At 63.3% G+C, this 15,529-nt stretch carries 11 protein-coding genes, 2 tRNA genes and 1 pseudogene; 4 read left to right on the top strand and 10 right to left on the bottom strand.

Going from position 1 to position 15,529, the window contains the following annotated elements; genetic code table 11:
• Positions 1-28: 28 nt before the first annotated feature.
• From rpsF to rnr, 3 genes are all read right to left on the bottom strand, one after another.
• Complete coding sequence (rpsF, locus tag ACP691_RS14845; protein WP_426150384.1) at positions 29-454, bottom strand: 30S ribosomal protein S6; 426 nt, start codon at positions 452-454, stop codon at positions 29-31.
• A 228-nt stretch (positions 455-682) separates the two neighbouring features.
• Positions 683-1,423, bottom strand: coding sequence for a 23S rRNA (guanosine(2251)-2'-O)-methyltransferase RlmB (rlmB, locus tag ACP691_RS14840; protein WP_426150386.1), 741 nt, complete (start codon positions 1,421-1,423; stop codon positions 683-685).
• Entirely contained in the window at positions 1,420-3,996 is a 2,577-nt protein-coding gene (gene rnr, locus ACP691_RS14835; protein ID WP_426150388.1) for a ribonuclease R, read from the bottom strand. The genes rlmB and rnr overlap by 4 nt, the downstream gene beginning before the upstream one ends.
• Positions 3,997-4,174: 178 nt before the next feature.
• On the opposite strand from rnr, the gene ACP691_RS14830 reads away from it, so the two are divergent.
• From ACP691_RS14830 to ACP691_RS14815, 4 genes are all read left to right on the top strand, one after another.
• A tRNA-Leu gene (locus tag ACP691_RS14830) sits at positions 4,175-4,261 on the top strand.
• Between the two features lie 167 nt (positions 4,262-4,428).
• Positions 4,429-4,515 (top strand) — tRNA-Leu (locus ACP691_RS14825).
• Between the two features lie 147 nt (positions 4,516-4,662).
• Positions 4,663-5,673, top strand: a complete 1,011-nt coding sequence (locus tag ACP691_RS14820; protein WP_426150390.1) for an iron ABC transporter substrate-binding protein — start codon at positions 4,663-4,665, stop codon at positions 5,671-5,673.
• Positions 5,673-7,253, top strand: a complete 1,581-nt coding sequence (locus ACP691_RS14815; protein ID WP_426150392.1) for an ABC transporter permease — start codon at positions 5,673-5,675, stop codon at positions 7,251-7,253. Before ACP691_RS14820 ends, ACP691_RS14815 begins: the two co-directional genes overlap by 1 nt.
• Here ACP691_RS14815 and ACP691_RS14810 read toward each other — a convergent pair.
• From ACP691_RS14810 to hflX, 7 genes and pseudogenes are all read right to left on the bottom strand, one after another.
• Complete coding sequence (locus ACP691_RS14810; RefSeq protein WP_426199727.1) at positions 7,250-8,038, bottom strand: methyl-accepting chemotaxis protein; 789 nt, start codon at positions 8,036-8,038, stop codon at positions 7,250-7,252. The genes ACP691_RS14815 and ACP691_RS14810 overlap by 4 nt on opposite strands.
• 69 nt (positions 8,039-8,107) lie before the next feature.
• Positions 8,108-8,368: pseudogene (locus ACP691_RS14805) on the bottom strand (HAMP domain-containing protein); the annotation flags it as partial.
• Positions 8,369-9,320: 952 nt separating this feature from the next.
• A complete protein-coding gene (locus ACP691_RS14800; protein WP_426150394.1) occupies positions 9,321-10,613 on the bottom strand; it encodes an adenylosuccinate synthase in 1,293 nt (430 codons plus the stop codon).
• A 52-nt stretch (positions 10,614-10,665) separates the two neighbouring features.
• Positions 10,666-11,853 (bottom strand): ATP phosphoribosyltransferase regulatory subunit, encoded by a 1,188-nt coding sequence (locus ACP691_RS14795; RefSeq protein WP_426150396.1) that lies wholly within the window; start codon positions 11,851-11,853, stop codon positions 10,666-10,668.
• Positions 11,854-12,102: 249 nt separating this feature from the next.
• Entirely contained in the window at positions 12,103-12,972 is an 870-nt protein-coding gene (gene hflC / locus ACP691_RS14790; RefSeq protein WP_426150398.1) for a protease modulator HflC, read from the bottom strand.
• On the bottom strand, positions 12,972-14,129 hold the full coding sequence (gene hflK / locus ACP691_RS14785; protein WP_426150400.1) for an FtsH protease activity modulator HflK: 1,158 nt from the start codon (positions 14,127-14,129) through the stop codon (positions 12,972-12,974). Before hflK ends, hflC begins: the two co-directional genes overlap by 1 nt.
• A 96-nt stretch (positions 14,130-14,225) precedes the next feature.
• Complete coding sequence (hflX, locus tag ACP691_RS14780) at positions 14,226-15,527, bottom strand: ribosome rescue GTPase HflX (protein WP_426150402.1); 1,302 nt, start codon at positions 15,525-15,527, stop codon at positions 14,226-14,228.
• Between the last annotated feature and the right edge of the window lie 2 nt (positions 15,528-15,529).

Here is a 15,529-nt window from a genome sequence, read left to right as displayed (position 1 = left end):
TTAACAGGCTCCTCTAAAGATCCGTGGATTACTCGTCAGCGTTATCGCTGCTGTCGCTGTTGTCGCTGTCTTCGCCGTCGGCGCTTTCAGCTTGCTCAGGACGGTCACGACGCTCACGGCGCTCGCTGCGGTTTTCTTCAGCCTTGAGCATTTCGGACGGGCCGGTGACAGCTTCGTCGCGACGGATCACAAGGTTACGGAGAACGGCATCGTTGTAACGGAAGCTGTCTTCCAGCTCGGCCAGGGCCTTGCCGGTGCACTCCACGTTCAGCATCACGTAGTGAGCCTTGTGAACGTTGTTGATGGCGTAGGCCAGCTGGCGACGGCCCCAGTCTTCCAGGCGGTGGATCTTGCCACCGTCTTCTTCGATCAGCTTGGTGTAACGCTCGACCATGCCGCCGACTTGCTCGCTCTGATCCGGGTGGACCAGGAAGATGATTTCGTAATGACGCATGAATGCTCCTTACGGGTTGTAGCCTGCCGGGAAACCGGTCAGACAAGGAGTGAATAATTACGGGTGCATTGCCTGGATGGGCATCGAGAACCTGCCGTCCGGGCAAGGGGCGCAATTGTAGAGAAGGGCCTGAATGAGCGCAAGGCAATTGGCGAATATTTGACCAGCCGGCGATTAGGCATGCCTTCCACACCCAGCGCCAACTGACCACCGATTCACTTGAGTCAATCAGCCCTTGCGCTGGCGCACGGCTTCGAACAGGCACACGCCCGTGGCTACCGATACATTCAGGCTGCTGACGCTGCCGGCCATGGGCAGTTTCACCAAGTGATCGCAATGCTCGCGGGTCAAGCGGCGCATGCCCTTGCCTTCGGCGCCCATCACCAGCACCAGCGGGCCGGTGAGGTCCTGCTGGTAGATCTCTTTCTCCGCCTCGCCAGCGGTTCCGACGATCCACAAGCCGCGCTGCTGGAGTTTCTCCAGGCTGCGGGCCAGGTTGGTCACCGCTACCAACGGAATCACCTCGGCGGCGCCACAGGCCACTTTGCGCACCACCGGGGTAAGGGTGGCGGCCTTGTCCTTGGGGATGATCACGGCCAGCGCGCCCGCGGCATCCGCGGTGCGCAGGCAGGCGCCAAGGTTGTGCGGGTCAGTGACGCCATCGAGTACCAGCAGCAGCGGATGACCCTCGTGACGGTCGAGCAGCTCGTCGAGCATGGCTTCGCCCCAGACCTGGCTAGGACTCACTTCCGCCACCACGCCCTGGTGCACGCCTTCGACCCAGGCGTCGAGCTCCTTGCGCTCGGCGGCACCCACCGCCACCCGGTGCTGGCCGGCCAGCTCGAGCAGAGTTTGCAGGCGGGGTTCACTGCGCCCCTCCGACAGCCAGATCTGCTTGACCCGGCGCGGGTGATGCCGCAGCAACGCTTCCACGGCATGAACACCGTAGATCTTTTCCAACTGACTCATGATTTGGCCTTGGTCTTGCGCGAGCCTGCCTTGGAAGGCCCCTTGCGATGCTTGGTGGGCTTGTCGGCGCCCGCCTTCGCCGGGCTGTGTCGCGCCTCGCTCATCAGCGCTTTCTTCATTTCCCGGCTTTTGCGTACTTCCGCATTGTTGGCCGCCGCATGGGAGGCGCGGTAGGCATCGTCCACGGCAGGATCCTTGCCAGCCTTGCGCTTGCGCGGCTGCGCGGGTTCAGCCACCGGCACGCTGGCGGGTGCCGGCGCGGCGCCGGCCTTGGCGGACCTGCGACCAGCGCTGCCCCCGGCGCGAGCGCCAGGCTTTTCGGCCTGCTTGTCTGCCAGTTCGAAGTCGATCTTGCGCTCATCCAGGTCAACGCGCATGACCCGGACCTGCACGCTGTCGCCCAGGCGGAAGCTACGGCCGGTACGCTCGCCGGTGAGCCGATGATGGACCTGGTCGTAGTGGTAGTAATCACCGGGCAGCGCGGTGACGTGCACCAGGCCTTCGATGTAGATATCGGTCAGCTCCACGAAGATGCCGAAGCCGGTCGTGGCCGTGATCACACCCGGGAATACCTCGCCTACCCGGTCTTTCATGAACTCGCACTTGAGCCAGTTGACCACGTCACGGGTGGCCTCGTCGGCCCGGCGCTCGGTCATCGAGCACTGTTCGCCAAGCTGGTCCAGCGCGGCCTCGTCATAAGGGTAGATGCGAGCCTTGGGCATAGGCGCCGCGCCGGCGCGCACCACATGGGGCGTTTCACGCTTGGAGCGGATCACGCTGCGGATGGCCCGATGCACGAGCAGGTCCGGATAGCGGCGAATCGGCGAGGTGAAGTGGGTATAGGCCGGGTAATTCAAGCCGAAGTGGCCTTGGTTCTCGGACGTATACACCGCCTGGCTCAATGAGCGCAGCATCACCGTCTGGATAAGCTGGAAGTCCGGGCGATCCTTGATGCCTTCGAGCAAAGCCTGGTAGTCCTTGGGCGATGGGCCGTCCTTGCCTTTATGCAGGGACAACCCCAGCTCGCCGAGGAAGGTACGCAGCTTCTCCAGGCGCTCTGGCGGCGGGCCGTCGTGAACGCGATAAAGCGCGGGAATCTCATGCTTTTGCAGGAACTCGGCGGTGGCCACGTTGGCCGCCAGCATGCATTCCTCGATCAGCTTGTGGGCATCGTTGCGAGTCGTCGGGCGAATTTCGGCGATCTTGCGCTCGCTACCGAAGATGATACGGGTTTCCTGGGTTTCGAAGTCGATGGCGCCACGGGCATGACGGCCCGCCAGCAACACCTGGTAAAGCGCATACAGCTGCTTGAGATGCGGCAGCACTTCGCCGTACTCACCGCGCAGGGCCTTGGCCTCGGCGGTACGCGAGTGTTCCAGCATGGTGCTGACCTTGTTGTAGGTCAGGCGCGCATGTGAGTGGATCACCGCCTCGTAAAACTTGTAGTCGACCATCTGTCCTGACTTGGAGATGGTCATCTCGCAGACCATGGCCAGGCGGTCGACGTGGGGGTTCAAGGAACACAGCCCGTTGGACAGCTCCTCGGGCAGCATGGGGATCACCCGCTCCGGGAAATACACCGAGTTGCCCCGCACCTGGGCCTCGTCATCCAGTGCCGAACCGATCTTCACATAGCTGGACACATCGGCAATGGCCACATACAGCCGCCAGCCCCCGGAAAACATCTTGATGCGACCTTTCGGCTCGCAATACACCGCATCGTCGAAATCGCGGGCATCCTCACCGTCGATGGTCACGAAAGGCAGGTGGCGCAAATCCACCCGGTTGGCCTTGTGCTTCTCTTCCACCTCCGGCTTGAGCCGCGCGGCTTCCTTCTCCACCGCTTCCGGCCATACATGGGGAATGTCGTAGCTGCGCAGCGCCACGTCGATTTCCATCCCGGGGGCCATGTAGTTGCCGAGCACCTCTACCACGTCGCCCTGGGGCTGGAAGCGCGCGGTGGGCCAGTGGGTGATCCTGATTTCCACGAACTGGCCGATGCGGGCGCCGCCATTGCGGCCCGGGGTCACCAGCACTTCCTGCTGGACCTTGGGGTTGTCGGCCTGTACGAAGCCGATGCCGCCTTCCTCGAAGTAGCGGCCCACGATGGTTTCATGGGCACGGCTGACCACTTCGACCAGGGCGCCTTCGCGGCGGCCACGGCGATCCAGGCCGGAAACCCGGGCCAAGGCACGATCGCCATCGAAGACCAGACGCATCTGCGCCGGGCTCAGGAAAAGATCGTCGCTGCCGTCATCGGGAATGAGGAAGCCGAAGCCGTCGCGGTGACCACTGACCCGGCCGGCGATCAGGTCCAGCTTGTCCACCGGCGCGTAGGTGCCCCGCCGCGTATAGATAAGCTGGGCGTCGCGCTCCATGGCACGCAACCGGCGGCGCAGGGCTTCAATCTGGTCCTCAGTCTCCAGGCCGAATTCCTCCACCAGCTCCTCGCGGCTCGCAGGGGAACCGCGCTCGCCGAGGTGGTGCAGAATCAGTTCACGGCTAGGGATGGGGTTTTCGTATTTTTCCGCTTCACGAGCGGCCTCGGGATCGAGGGACTGCCAATCGGCCATTAGAGAGTGTTCACCTTGTGTGATATGCAAGTTAGTTTGGCATACCCCCGGGAAAACCGGAAATTCCAGCCTTTGGCAATCAAGAGACGACGAACCGGAATTTTTTTGCTTTCAGGGGTTTACACCTTATGGTGACGACCGTATAGTGCGCGCCATCGACGACGCAAGTGGTCGATATGCCCAGATGGTGAAATTGGTAGACACGCCAGCTTCAGGTGTTGGTGGCCTTACGGCCGTGGAAGTTCGAGTCTTCTTCTGGGCACCATATTCAGACACGAGCCTACCTGAGTCCTCGTGATTCCAAAAGCCCGCGAAAGCGGGCTTTTGCGTTAGAGCCAAAACTGGACTGCTGCCTTTCTTTCCAATAAGGGCTTTACAGTGCATTGGCGCTGCCGTATAGTGCGCGCCATCGAAGACGCCAGTCCTCGATATGCCCAGGTGGTGAAATTGGTAGACACGCCAGCTTCAGGTGTTGGTGGCTTTACGGCCGTGGAAGTTCGAGTCTTCTCCTGGGCACCATATTCAAGCGTTATCGCTGTAAAAAAAGCCCGCCCAGATGCGGGCTTTTTTGTGGGCATGGGAAACAGCAAGCCCCCTCATGTCCGCATCTGAGAAGCGATCTCCTTTATACTCGCCATCATTTTCGTAACGAGGAGATACGCCCGGATGTCAACGCGCATTGCTTTCCTGCGTTTGTGTGCCTTGCCAACCCTGGCGCTGGCCCTATGCCTGGGTACTGCCCAAGCCGCGGATGCCCCTACCCTGACGCTGTACAACGGCCAGCATAAAGAACTGGGCGAGGCCATTGCCAAGGCCTTCGAAGCCAGTACCGGCATTCACGTGAATGTGCGCAAGGGCAGCAGCAACCAGTTGGCTAGCCAGATCATGGAGGAAGGCGATCGCTCGCCCGCTGACGTGATCTACAGCGAAGAGTCGCCGCCGCTCAATGCCCTGGGTGAAAAAGGCTTCCTGGCCGTGACTGACAAGGCGACCCTGGACGCCTTGCCACCGGAATACGTGGCTCAGGATGGCACCTGGATCGGCATCACCGCGCGGGTACGGGTCGTGGCCTACAACCCCAGCCTGGTCGATGAAAAGGACCTCCCGCCTACGGTCATGGATTTCGCCCAGCCCCAATGGAACGGCAAGATCGGCTTCGTTCCCACCAGTGGCGCCTTCCAGGAACAAGCCGTGGCCGTGTTGCGGCTCAAGGGCGAAGAAGCCGCCGAAGAGTGGCTGACCGGCCTGAAGGCCTACGGCAAGACCTACGCCAATAACATGGTGGCTATCAAGGCCGTCGAAAATGGCGAAATCGCCGCTGTGCTGGTGAACAACTATTACTGGTACGCCTTGAAGAAAGAAAAGGGCGACCTGAAATCGCGCCTGTACTACTTCAAGAACAAAGACCCCGGCGCCCTGGTGAGCATTTCCAGCGCGGCCGTGGTCAAGGCCAGCAAGCATCCCCAGCAAGCCCAGCAACTGCTGGCCTGGATGACCAGCGAGGAAGGCCAGCGGGTGATCACCCGGGCACAGGCTGAATACCCGCTGCGCAAGGGCATGGTTTCTGACCAGGGCCTCAAGCCCTTCGAAGAGCTGGAGGCGCCGGATATCACGCCAGCGCAGATCGGCAATGCTGAAGAAGCCCTGGATCTCGAACGCGACGTCGGCCTGAACTGATGACCGCCCAGGCACCGCTTCCCTCGCCAACCCGGGCTGGGCGAAACATCCCGGTAAAAAGGCCTTCCGCCTGGCTGGTGGCACCGGTGCTCCTGCTGGTGGGGCTGAGCCTGCTACCGTTGGCCTATGTCAGCATCCGCGCCGCCGAGGCTGGCTGGCACGACATCAGCCGCCTGCTGCTGCGGCCGTATGTCTACAACCTGCTGGTCAACACCCTCGTGTTACTGGCCGGGGTAACGGTGGCATGCGCGATAGCGGGTACGTTGCTCGCATGGCTGCTGGAACGCACCAACCTCTGGGGCCGCCGCGCGTGGGGGGTAATCCTCTGCCTGCCCTTTGCGGTGCCGTCGTTCGTTTCCAGCTTCACCTGGGTTTCGCTGAGCTCGGGGTTCGAGGGGCTGGGCGGTGCCATCCTGGTAATGAGCCTGTCCAAATACCCTCTGGTGTTCTTGCCCGTGGCAGCCACCCTGCGCAACCTCGACCATTCCCTGGAAGAGTCCGGGCGACTGCTCGGGGCCACGCGAAGAGAGCTGTTCTTCCGAGTGACCTTGCCGCTGTTGTGGCCGGCCATCCTCGCCGGCAGCCTGTTGATCGCCCTCCATATGCTGGTGGAATTCGGCGCCCTGGCGATCCTTAATGTGCGCACTTTCACCACGGCCATTTACCAGCAATTCGAGCTTGAATTCAGCAATGCCAATGCAGCCATGCTGTCGGCCGTGCTGCTGGTGCTATGCATGGGCTTTCTCTGGCTTGAATTGAAGGCACGCGGCCGTGCGCGCCATGTCCGGACCGGCCAGGGTGTAGCTCGCCGCGCCGCGCCGCTGCGCCTGCCTGCCTGGTGCATTCCTCTGGCCCAAGGTTTTTGCCTGGCCCTGGCCATTCTCGGCAGCGGCGTTCCCTTGGTGATGCTGGGCTACTGGTTGGTACAGGGCACCTCGGCGGCCTTCCCGGCGCTTGCCATCGGCAAGGCCATGCTGTCCTCACTGGGGCTCTCCCTGGCCGGCGCCGCCGTGTGCCTGGCGCTGGCGTTGCCCGTGGGGCTGCTGGTCGTGCGCTATCGTGGCCCCCTGGCACTTTGGGCTGAGCGCCTGCCTTACTTGCTGCATGCCTTGCCGGGGCTGGTAATCGCCCTGACCCTGGTCTACTTCGCGCTGCACTTCGTGCCCGCGCTCTACCAGACCACGCTGCTATTGATCATCGCTTACGCCCTGCTCTTCCTGCCCCTGGCCCAGGGTCCCGTGCGTACGGCCTTGACCAAGGCCGCGCCCCAGCTGGAAGAAGCCGCTCGCACGCTGGGCGCCGGCGCGTTGGCGGCATTCTGCAAAGTAACCCTGCCAATCATTTTCCCGGCCTTGGCGGCCGCCTTTGCCCTGGTATTCCTCGATGCCATGAAAGAGCTGACTGCCACACTGCTGCTCAGCCCCACCGGAACTACCACCCTGGCAACGGAGGTATGGTCACATACCTCCAACATGGAATTCGCCGCCGCCGCGCCCTTCGCCGCGCTGCTCATCCTGGTGTCCGGCCTGCCGGTCTACCTGCTGACGACACGCATGTACCTCAAGCGCGGCCAGGGCTAGGCGCGGAACTGCCCCAGGCTGCGACGCAGCTGCCCGGCCAGGCGATCGAGCACCTTGCTGCTGGCCGTCGTTTCCAGAACCACCTGGGCGGATTCTTCCGCCTGGGCATGGATGACTTCCACGCGCCCTTTCACTGCCTGGGCGCCCTGAGCCTGATGCTGGGCCGCGCGGGTGGCCAGGTCGATGGCAGCATGCACCTGCTCTACCGAGGCCTGCACCCGCTGCTGCAGCTGGGCGGCGTCGCGTAGCACCAACAGCCCTTCGCTGGCTTGCCTGCCGGCCTGGCCGATGGCGGTCACCGCCTCGCGGGCGCCCGCCTGCAGCGCGCCAATGTGCGCCTGGATGTCTCCCGTCGAACTTTGCGTCTTGCTGGCCAACGCTCGCACTTCGTCCGCTACCACTGCGAAGCCGCGCCCGGTTTCGCCTGCCCGCGCCGCTTCGATGGCCGCATTGAGCGCCAACAGGTTCGTTTGCTCGGCGATGCCATGGATCACTGTAAGCACGACTTCGATTTGCTGGCTTTGCTCAGCCAGCCGCTCGATGACTTCAGCACCCGTCTGCACCTGCCCGGCTAGCGTCTCGATCAGTTGCCCTACCTGGGTGGAGGCCCTGGTATTGGCCTCGGTAGCCTGGCGAATCTCAGCGACCTGGCGCAACGCGGCCTGCATGGCCACGCTCTCGGCCTCGGCTTCATCAGCCATGCGCGCCAAGGCCTGCAGGCTGGCCGCCACCTCGTCGCGCTGGCGCTCAGCCGCGGCATCAGCCCCTTGGCTACGTTGGGTCATGGCGCCGATTTCCTGTCCCGTACGCTGGGCCACTTCCCCAGCCTCGCGCACGATAGGTTGCAACTTGGCGACGAAACGGTTGACCGCACCGGCCATATCGCCGATTTCATCCTTGCTGTCCAAGGCAACCCGTTTGGTCAGGTCGCCTTCCCCGGCCGCCAGATCATCCAAAGCGGCGATCAGCAATCGTAGCTTGCTCACTACCCTATGCCCGAGCACCACCGCCAGCACGAGCAGAACGCCCAGGGCCACTACCGTCAGTCCAAGACCGATCCGCCAGCGCAGCACCCCTGCGGCCTCGCTGACCGCCTGGTGCGTATTGGCCTGCATGGCCTGGGCAGCGCCCTGGGCGCTTTGCAAACGGTCGCGCAGTACCTTGGAGCTCTCGGTCGCCGCCGCGGCGACGCTGTCCCCTACCAGCTGGTCGCCGCTGGCGATCAGGTCCTTGAAGCGTTTGTCCAGGGCGGCCAGTTGCGCGTCTACACCGGCGGTGGACACCCCCATGCGAACCTTGCCGATCTCCGCGCCATTGGGCGCGATGGAAGCCTCGACGTAATAGACGGCGGGATCATTGCGTGCCGCGTCCAGAACCTTCTCCAGCGGGCGTTCGCCCTGCCCCTTGGCAATCAGCGCCTGATTGATCGGGTTGTCCCGATTGAGGTAGCGGGTCAAGTGCTGACCGCTGGCATCGTCGTAGATAACGAACAGCACCGTGGGATTACGCTGGGCACGGCGCGCGAATTCTGAAAGGGTGGGAATATCGTTGTCCCAGATGGCCCGCGGCGCCACCGAGGCCAACAGCTCGGCCATGTCATTGGCTGATTCCTTGAGGCTTTGTTCCAGGCTGGCCCGCACCTGCTTCTGCTCGTCGCCAAGCCGACTGGATAGCCCGGCGGCCAGGCGCTGGCGCGTGCTGGCAGAGAGTTTCTCCAGGCTGGCGCCAAGGTCCTGCTCAGCCTGCTCCAACTCATCGCCGAGACGCTTCCCGTCAGCACCCAGGCGCGCGCCCAGGTCTGCCTCCAAGGCAGTCACCGTGCTCCGTGTCAGGGCCACGGCTACCAACACTTGCACCAGAAGCGCTATGCCGAGTGCAATAAAGACGGGACGCAGCAAACGGCTGCGTAACAGCGAAAGGATGGCAGACACGGGAAGTCCTCGAATAGCGTGCCATTAAAACTCTGGCACCTGTGTTATTCGATGTTTCCAGCAAAGCCCGTGCCGGGCAACGGACGAAAACGAAAAAGGGCCCGGTAAAGGGCCCTTTGCGTCAAGCACGATGGTTTCAGGCGAAGGGGTGACGCAGCACGATGGTTTCGTTGCGATCCGGGCCCGTCGAAATAATGTCGATCGGGGCACCCACCAACGCCTCGACGCGCTTGATATAGGCACGAGCATTGGCAGGCAGTTCTTCGAGGGTCTTGGCGCCAACCGTGGATTCGGTCCAGCCTGGAACATCTTCGTAGACTGGCTTGAGCCCAAGGTAGCTGTCAGCGTCGGTGGGTGCATCGATGACGGCGCCGTCGGCGTTCTCGTAACCCACACAGATCCGGATGGTTTCCAGGCCGTCGAGTACATCGAGCTTGGTCAGGCATAGCCCGGAGATGCTGTTGATCTCGATGGCGCGACGCAGGATGACGGCATCGAACCAGCCACAACGGCGAGCGCGCCCGGTAGTGGCACCAAACTCATGCCCCTGCTTGGCCAGGTGAGCACCAACCTCGTCGAACAGTTCAGTGGGGAACGGTCCGGAACCGACGCGGGTGGTGTATGCCTTGGTGATCCCCAGGATGTAGTCCAGGTACATCGGGCCGAAACCGGAACCGGTGGCAATGCCTCCGGCGGTGGTGTTCGAGCTGGTAACGTAGGGGTAGGTGCCATGGTCGATGTCCAGCAGCGAACCCTGGGCCCCTTCGAACATGATGTCCTTGTCTGCCTTGCGCAGCGCGTGCAGCTCGGCGGTGACGTCCTGCATCATCGGCTCAAGCTGGTCGGCATAGGCCATGCACTCGTCCAGGGTCTTCTGGAAATCGATGGCCGGTTCCTTGTAGTAATTGACCAGCACAAAGTTGTGGTAGTCCAGCAATTCGCCCAGCTTGGCGGCGAAACGCTCACGGTGGAACAGGTCGCCGACCCGCAGGCCACGACGCGCCACCTTGTCTTCGTAGGCTGGGCCGATGCCGCGGCCGGTGGTGCCGATCTTCTGTTCACCACGGGCTTTTTCACGGGCCTGGTCCAGCGCCACGTGATAGGACAGGATCAGCGGGCAGGCCGGGCTGATGCGCAGGCGATCACGCACTGGAACGCCCTTTTCTTCCAGCTTGGCGATTTCACGCATCAAGGCGTCAGGGGCAACGACCACGCCGTTGCCGATCAGGCATTTGACGCCTTCGCGCAGGATGCCCGAGGGTATCAGGTGCAGCACGGTCTTCTCGCCGTTGATCACCAGCGTATGACCAGCATTGTGGCCACCCTGGTAACGGACGACCGCGGCGGCATGTTCGGTGAGCAGATCGACGATCTTGCCTTTGCCCTCATCACCCCACTGGGTGCCCAGGACCACGACATTCTTACCCATAACACTTGTCCTCATTGGCGCAAACTTGGTGCCGGCCGAAGCCGGCGTGAACTCAGGAAATCAGCGGTGCCACTTGCCAGCTACCGCCCTGCAGAATGAGTTGGCGATCGCAGCCCGCCTCGGCCGCCGCCGCGCTCGCCTGGCCAGGCAAGGCCTGGACCACGCGTTGGCCTTCGCCACGTAACCGGCAGGCCAGCTGCCAGAGCGCGGCATCGGCGCTGTCCGGCATCCAGATGCCGCCACTGGGCAGCTCCACTTCCGCCTGGCCCAGGGTCACGAGGGTCTTCAGGTCGGTAGAGAAGCCGGTGGCCGGACGCGCGCGACCGAAATCGGCGCCGAAGTCATCATAGCGGCCACCCTGGGCAATGGACTGACCGACACCTGGAACGAAGGCGGCGAATACCACGCCGGTGTGGTAGTGGTAGCCACGCAATTCGCCCAGGTCGAAGTACATGGGCAAGCCTGGAAAACGCGCGGACAGGCGCTCGGCCAGCTCCAGCAGCTCATCCAGCGCGGCCAGGACGGGCGCGGGGGCGCCACCGAGTATTTCCCGAGCCTGCCCTAGCACGGAGCGGTCGCCGGAAAGGTTGACCAGCGCACGAAGCATCCGGGCCGGGCCTGCGCTCACGCCTGCGGTGAGCTCGAACACCTCGTCGGTGGCCTTGCGCTGCAGAGCATCGAACAGGCGTTGCTCGGTATCGCCGGACAATCCCGCGGCGCGGGCCAGTCCTCGGTAGATACCGACGTGACCGAGATCCATGTGAACCTGAGGCACTTGCCAAAGCTCGAGCATGGCCAGCATCAGGCTGATCACTTCCAGGTCGCTGCCAATGCTGGCATCGCCGTATAGCTCCGCGCCCAGCTGGATAGGACTGCGCGACGTGGAGAGCGCGCGGGGATTGGCATGCAGGACACTACCGGCATAGCAAAGGCGACTCGGCCCTTCGCGCTGCAACGAATGGGCGTCGATACGGGCGACCTGGGGGGTGATGTCGGCACGGAAGCCCATCTGGCGTCCGGACAACGGATCGACAACCTTGAAAGTACGCAGGTCCAGGTCCTGGGAGGCTCCCACCAAGAGCGATTCCAAGTACTCGATATGCGGCGTTACGACGAATTCGTAGCCCCAGCGCTGGAACAGATCCAGTACCTGACGCCGCGCAACCTCGATGCGCGTGGCCTCAGGTGGCAATACTTCCTCGATACCATCTGGCAGCAGCCAGCGGTCTACCGTCGCCATTACCCCTTCCCCTTTGTTCCGGGCGGCGCGCCTCGCGGCCCGCCTTTGAGTGAAGCAGATACTGCCGCGCAGGCGCGAAAACCATAGCGCATGGGCGCCACGGGGCAGTGTCCTCGAAAAACCTTGTGGCCTGCCGGTCAGCGACCTCGCAGACGCAAAAAAGCCGGGAATTTCCCGGCTGCCGCATCATACACCGGATTGGCGCGAGGTTCACCCCGCCAGGCAATGACCTGCCCAGCGGAGCTCAGCTCACGGCTTGACGCGTTCCATGTAGCGGAAGAACTCGCTGGAAGGGTCGAGCACCATCACGTCGCCCTTGCTGGAGAAGCCTTCCTTGTATGCCTGCAGGCTGCGATAGAACCCATAGAATTCCGGGTCCTGGCTGTAGGCCTTGGCATAGATGGCCGCCGCTTGAGCGTCGCCGTCACCGCGTACTTCCTCGGATTCGCGATAGGCCTCGGCCAGCAGCACACGCCGCTGGCGATCAGCGTCGGCGCGGATGCCCTCGGCCAGCTCGTTACCCTTGGCGCGGTGCTCGCGGGCTTCGCGTTCACGCTCGGTGCTCATGCGCTCGAACACGCTGCGGTTGACTTCCTTGGGCAGGTCGATGGCCTTGACCCGCACATCCACCACTTCGATACCCAGTTCCTGATCCGCCATGCGGTTGAGCGAGGCGGTGATGTCGGCCATGAGCGCATCGCGCTCCCCGGACACCACTTCATGCAGGGTACGCTTGCCGAACTGGTCCCGCAGGCCCGATTCCAGGCGACGCGCCAGGCGCTCGTCGGCGGTGGCCTTCATGCCGGCGGTGGAGGTGTAGAAGCGATCCGCGTCCTTGACTCGCCACTTGGCGTAGGCATCCACCATCACGGCTTTCTTTTCCAGGGTGAGGAAGCGCTGGGTAGGGGCATCCAGGGTCATCAGCCGCGCATCGAAGCGGCGGACCTGGTTCATGTAGGGAACCTTCATGTGCAGGCCAGGCTGCACATTCGCCTCCACCACGCGACCGAACCGCAGCAGCACGGCACGCTCGGTTTGCGAGACGATATAGAAGCTGTTCCACAAGACCACAGCGACCACCACGCCGATCACGAGCGCGATTACAGATCTGTTGCTCATCAGCGGCTCTCCCTCGTACGCAATTCACGCTGCTGCTGTTGCAGGTCCGCCGCGCTGCGACCGGCGGCGTCCAACGCTGGCGCCGCAGAAGGCTGCGCTGGCGATGCCGACCGGCCCTTGTCCATCAGCTTGTCCAGCGGCAGGTAGAGCATGTTGTTCTGCCCCTTGCCGGAAACCAGCACCTTGCTGGTGTTGCTGTACACTTCCTGCATCGTTTCCAGGTACAGACGCTCGCGAGTGACGTCCGGTGCCTTGCGGTACTCGGCCAGCAGCTTGCTGAAGCGGTCCGCCTCACCCTTGGCGCGGGAAACGACTTCATCCCGGTAGCCATTGGCGTCCTCGATGATTCGCTGCGCCTGGCCACGGGCCTCGGGCACCACGCCATTGGCGTAGGTTTCCGCCTGGTTGCGGGCGCGCTGTTCGTCCTCGCGGGCCCGGATCACGTCGTCGAAGGCTTCCTGCACCTCGCGAGGCGCGGCGGCGCTCTGCACGTTGACCTGGGTCACGCTGATGCCGGTGCCATAGGTGTCGAGGAAGCGCTGCAGGCGCTCCTTGATTTCCCCGGCCATTTGCACCCGGCCCTCGGTGAGCACCTGGTCCATGGCGGTGGAGCCCACCACATGGCGCAGCGCGCTGTCGGTGGCGTGCTGGAGGCTGATCTCCGGCTGATCCACGTTGAGCACGAAATCCTTGAGGTTGGTGATCTTGTACTGGACGGTAAGCGGCACTTCGACGATGTTCTCGTCCTCGGTGAGCATCTGGCCCTGCTTGCTGTACGCTCGCTCGCGAGTCACGTTCTCGAGGAACTTGCGGTCGAAGGGCGGGAAATAGATGTTCAGGCCCGGCCCTACGGTTTCGTGGTATTTGCCGAAACGCAGGATGACCGCCTGCTCCTGTTCGTCAACCACATAGACCGCGCTGTACAGCCAGATGGCGGCCAGCACGGCCAGGCCGATGCCCAGCAAGCCCAGCCCGCCGCCCTTGGAGCCCGCAGGCTCGCCGCCGCGGCGCTTGCCACCACCGAACAGGCCATTGAGGCTTTCTTGCAGCTTGCGGAAGGCTTCGTCCAGATCCGGTGGCCCCTTGCGATCGCCACCACGGCGGCCGCCCCACGGATCCTGGTTGTTCGAGTTGCCACCCGGCTCATTCCAAGCCATAGCGCTCTCCATCAGATAAAGCTAAGACGCGCCCACGGCGCGTCGGCCAATGCTACAGAATGCCGCCCTTCCCGACCAAACCAACCCGGAAAGCTTTTATTGCAAAGTGTGTTCTCGAATGAACTCTTCTGGCGCCAGGCCTTCCCGGCTGACCAGTCGGTTGAGTTCTACCCGAGGCAAGCGAACTTCCAGCAGGCTCGCGCCGCTTTCATCGTGAGTTTCACCCTGCACCGCGTTCGCGGAGAACAACTGAGCGCGCAAGCGTCCAAGCCCCTGCGGCAAGCGCAGCGTGGCCACGAAAAGATCTTCGCCGAGCAGCTCGGCCACCGCCTTGCCGACCAGTTCCAGGCCCTGCCCTTCCCGGGCCGACACCCAGACGCGCTGCGGTTTGCCATCCTCGCCGCGCTGGATATGCGGCTCCACGCCTTCGAGCAGGTCGAGCTTGTTATAGACCTCCAGGATAGGCAAGCCCTCGGCGCCGATCTCGGTCAGCACTGCCATTACCTGCTCCACCTGGGCCATGCGTTCCGGCTCGTGGGCGTCGATGACATGCAGCAGCAGGTCGGAACTGGCCGACTCTTCCAGGGTAGCGCGAAAGGCCTCGACCAGCTTGTGCGGAAGGTGACGAATGAAGCCCACGGTATCGGCCAGCACGATCGGCCCGATATCTCCAAGCTCCAGCCGCCGTAGCGTCGGGTCGAGGGTAGCGAACAGCTGGTCGGCCGCGTAGACGTCGGATGCGGTGATCGCGTTGAACAGGGTGGACTTGCCGGCGTTGGTGTAGCCCACCAGGGAGACCGAGGGAATGTCGGCGCGCTTGCGGCCACGCCGGGCCTGCTCGCGTTGGCTGCGGACCTTCTCCAGTCGTGCCTTGATCTGGCGAAGGCGTACACGCAGCAGGCGGCGGTCGGTTTCCAGCTGGGTTTCACCCGGGCCGCGCAGGCCGATACCCCCTTTCTGCCGCTCCAGGTGCGTCCAGCCCCGCACCAGTCGCGTGCTCATGTGCTCCAACTGGGCCAGCTCCACCTGGAGCTTGCCTTCGTGGGTACGGGCGCGTTGGGCGAAGATGTCGAGGATCAGCCCCGTGCGGTCGAGCACGCGGCATTCGAAGGCGCGCTCGAGGTTGCGCTCCTGGCTGGGCGTGAGGGTGTGATTGAAGATCACCAGGTCGGCTTCGCCGGTTTTCACCTGGTCGCGAAGCTCTTCGACCTTGCCGGTACCGATCAGGTACTTGGCGGTCGGCTGATGTCGGGAAACGCTGATGAAAGCGACCGTCTGGGCGCCGGCCGAGGTCGCCAGCTCCTGAAACTCCTGCGGGTCTTCGCGCGCCTCAGGGTCTTGTCCATCCAGATGAACGAGAATGGCCCGTTCACCACCACCATGGCGCTCGAAGAACAAAG

The organism is Pseudomonas sp. DC3200b2, assembly GCF_049895785.1.
GTDB lineage: Bacteria > Pseudomonadota > Gammaproteobacteria > Pseudomonadales > Pseudomonadaceae > Aquipseudomonas > Aquipseudomonas massiliensis.
Note: the sequence above shows the minus strand (reverse complement) of the source record. Positions and strands in the feature narration are given on the sequence as shown.

What these genes read in the sequence shown, in the direction of transcription:
- ACP691_RS14815 (WP_426150392.1), top strand. Translation starts at nt 5,673, where the DNA reads ATGACCGCCCAGGCACCGCTTCCCTCGCCAACCCGGGCTGGGCGAAAC.
- hflC (WP_426150398.1), bottom strand. Translation starts at nt 12,972, where the DNA reads ATGAGCAACAGATCTGTAATCGCGCTCGTGATCGGCGTGGTGGTCGCT.
- ACP691_RS14795 (WP_426150396.1), bottom strand. Translation starts at nt 11,853, where the DNA reads ATGGCGACGGTAGACCGCTGGCTGCTGCCAGATGGTATCGAGGAAGTA.
- rnr (WP_426150388.1), bottom strand. Translation starts at nt 3,996, where the DNA reads ATGGCCGATTGGCAGTCCCTCGATCCCGAGGCCGCTCGTGAAGCGGAA.
- ACP691_RS14810 (WP_426199727.1), bottom strand. Translation starts at nt 8,038, where the DNA reads ATGACCCAACGTAGCCAAGGGGCTGATGCCGCGGCTGAGCGCCAGCGC.
- rlmB (WP_426150386.1), bottom strand. Translation starts at nt 1,423, where the DNA reads ATGAGTCAGTTGGAAAAGATCTACGGTGTTCATGCCGTGGAAGCGTTG.
- rpsF (WP_426150384.1), bottom strand. Translation starts at nt 454, where the DNA reads ATGCGTCATTACGAAATCATCTTCCTGGTCCACCCGGATCAGAGCGAG.
- ACP691_RS14800 (WP_426150394.1), bottom strand. Translation starts at nt 10,613, where the DNA reads ATGGGTAAGAATGTCGTGGTCCTGGGCACCCAGTGGGGTGATGAGGGC.
- ACP691_RS14820 (WP_426150390.1), top strand. Translation starts at nt 4,663, where the DNA reads ATGTCAACGCGCATTGCTTTCCTGCGTTTGTGTGCCTTGCCAACCCTG.
- hflK (WP_426150400.1), bottom strand. Translation starts at nt 14,129, where the DNA reads ATGGCTTGGAATGAGCCGGGTGGCAACTCGAACAACCAGGATCCGTGG.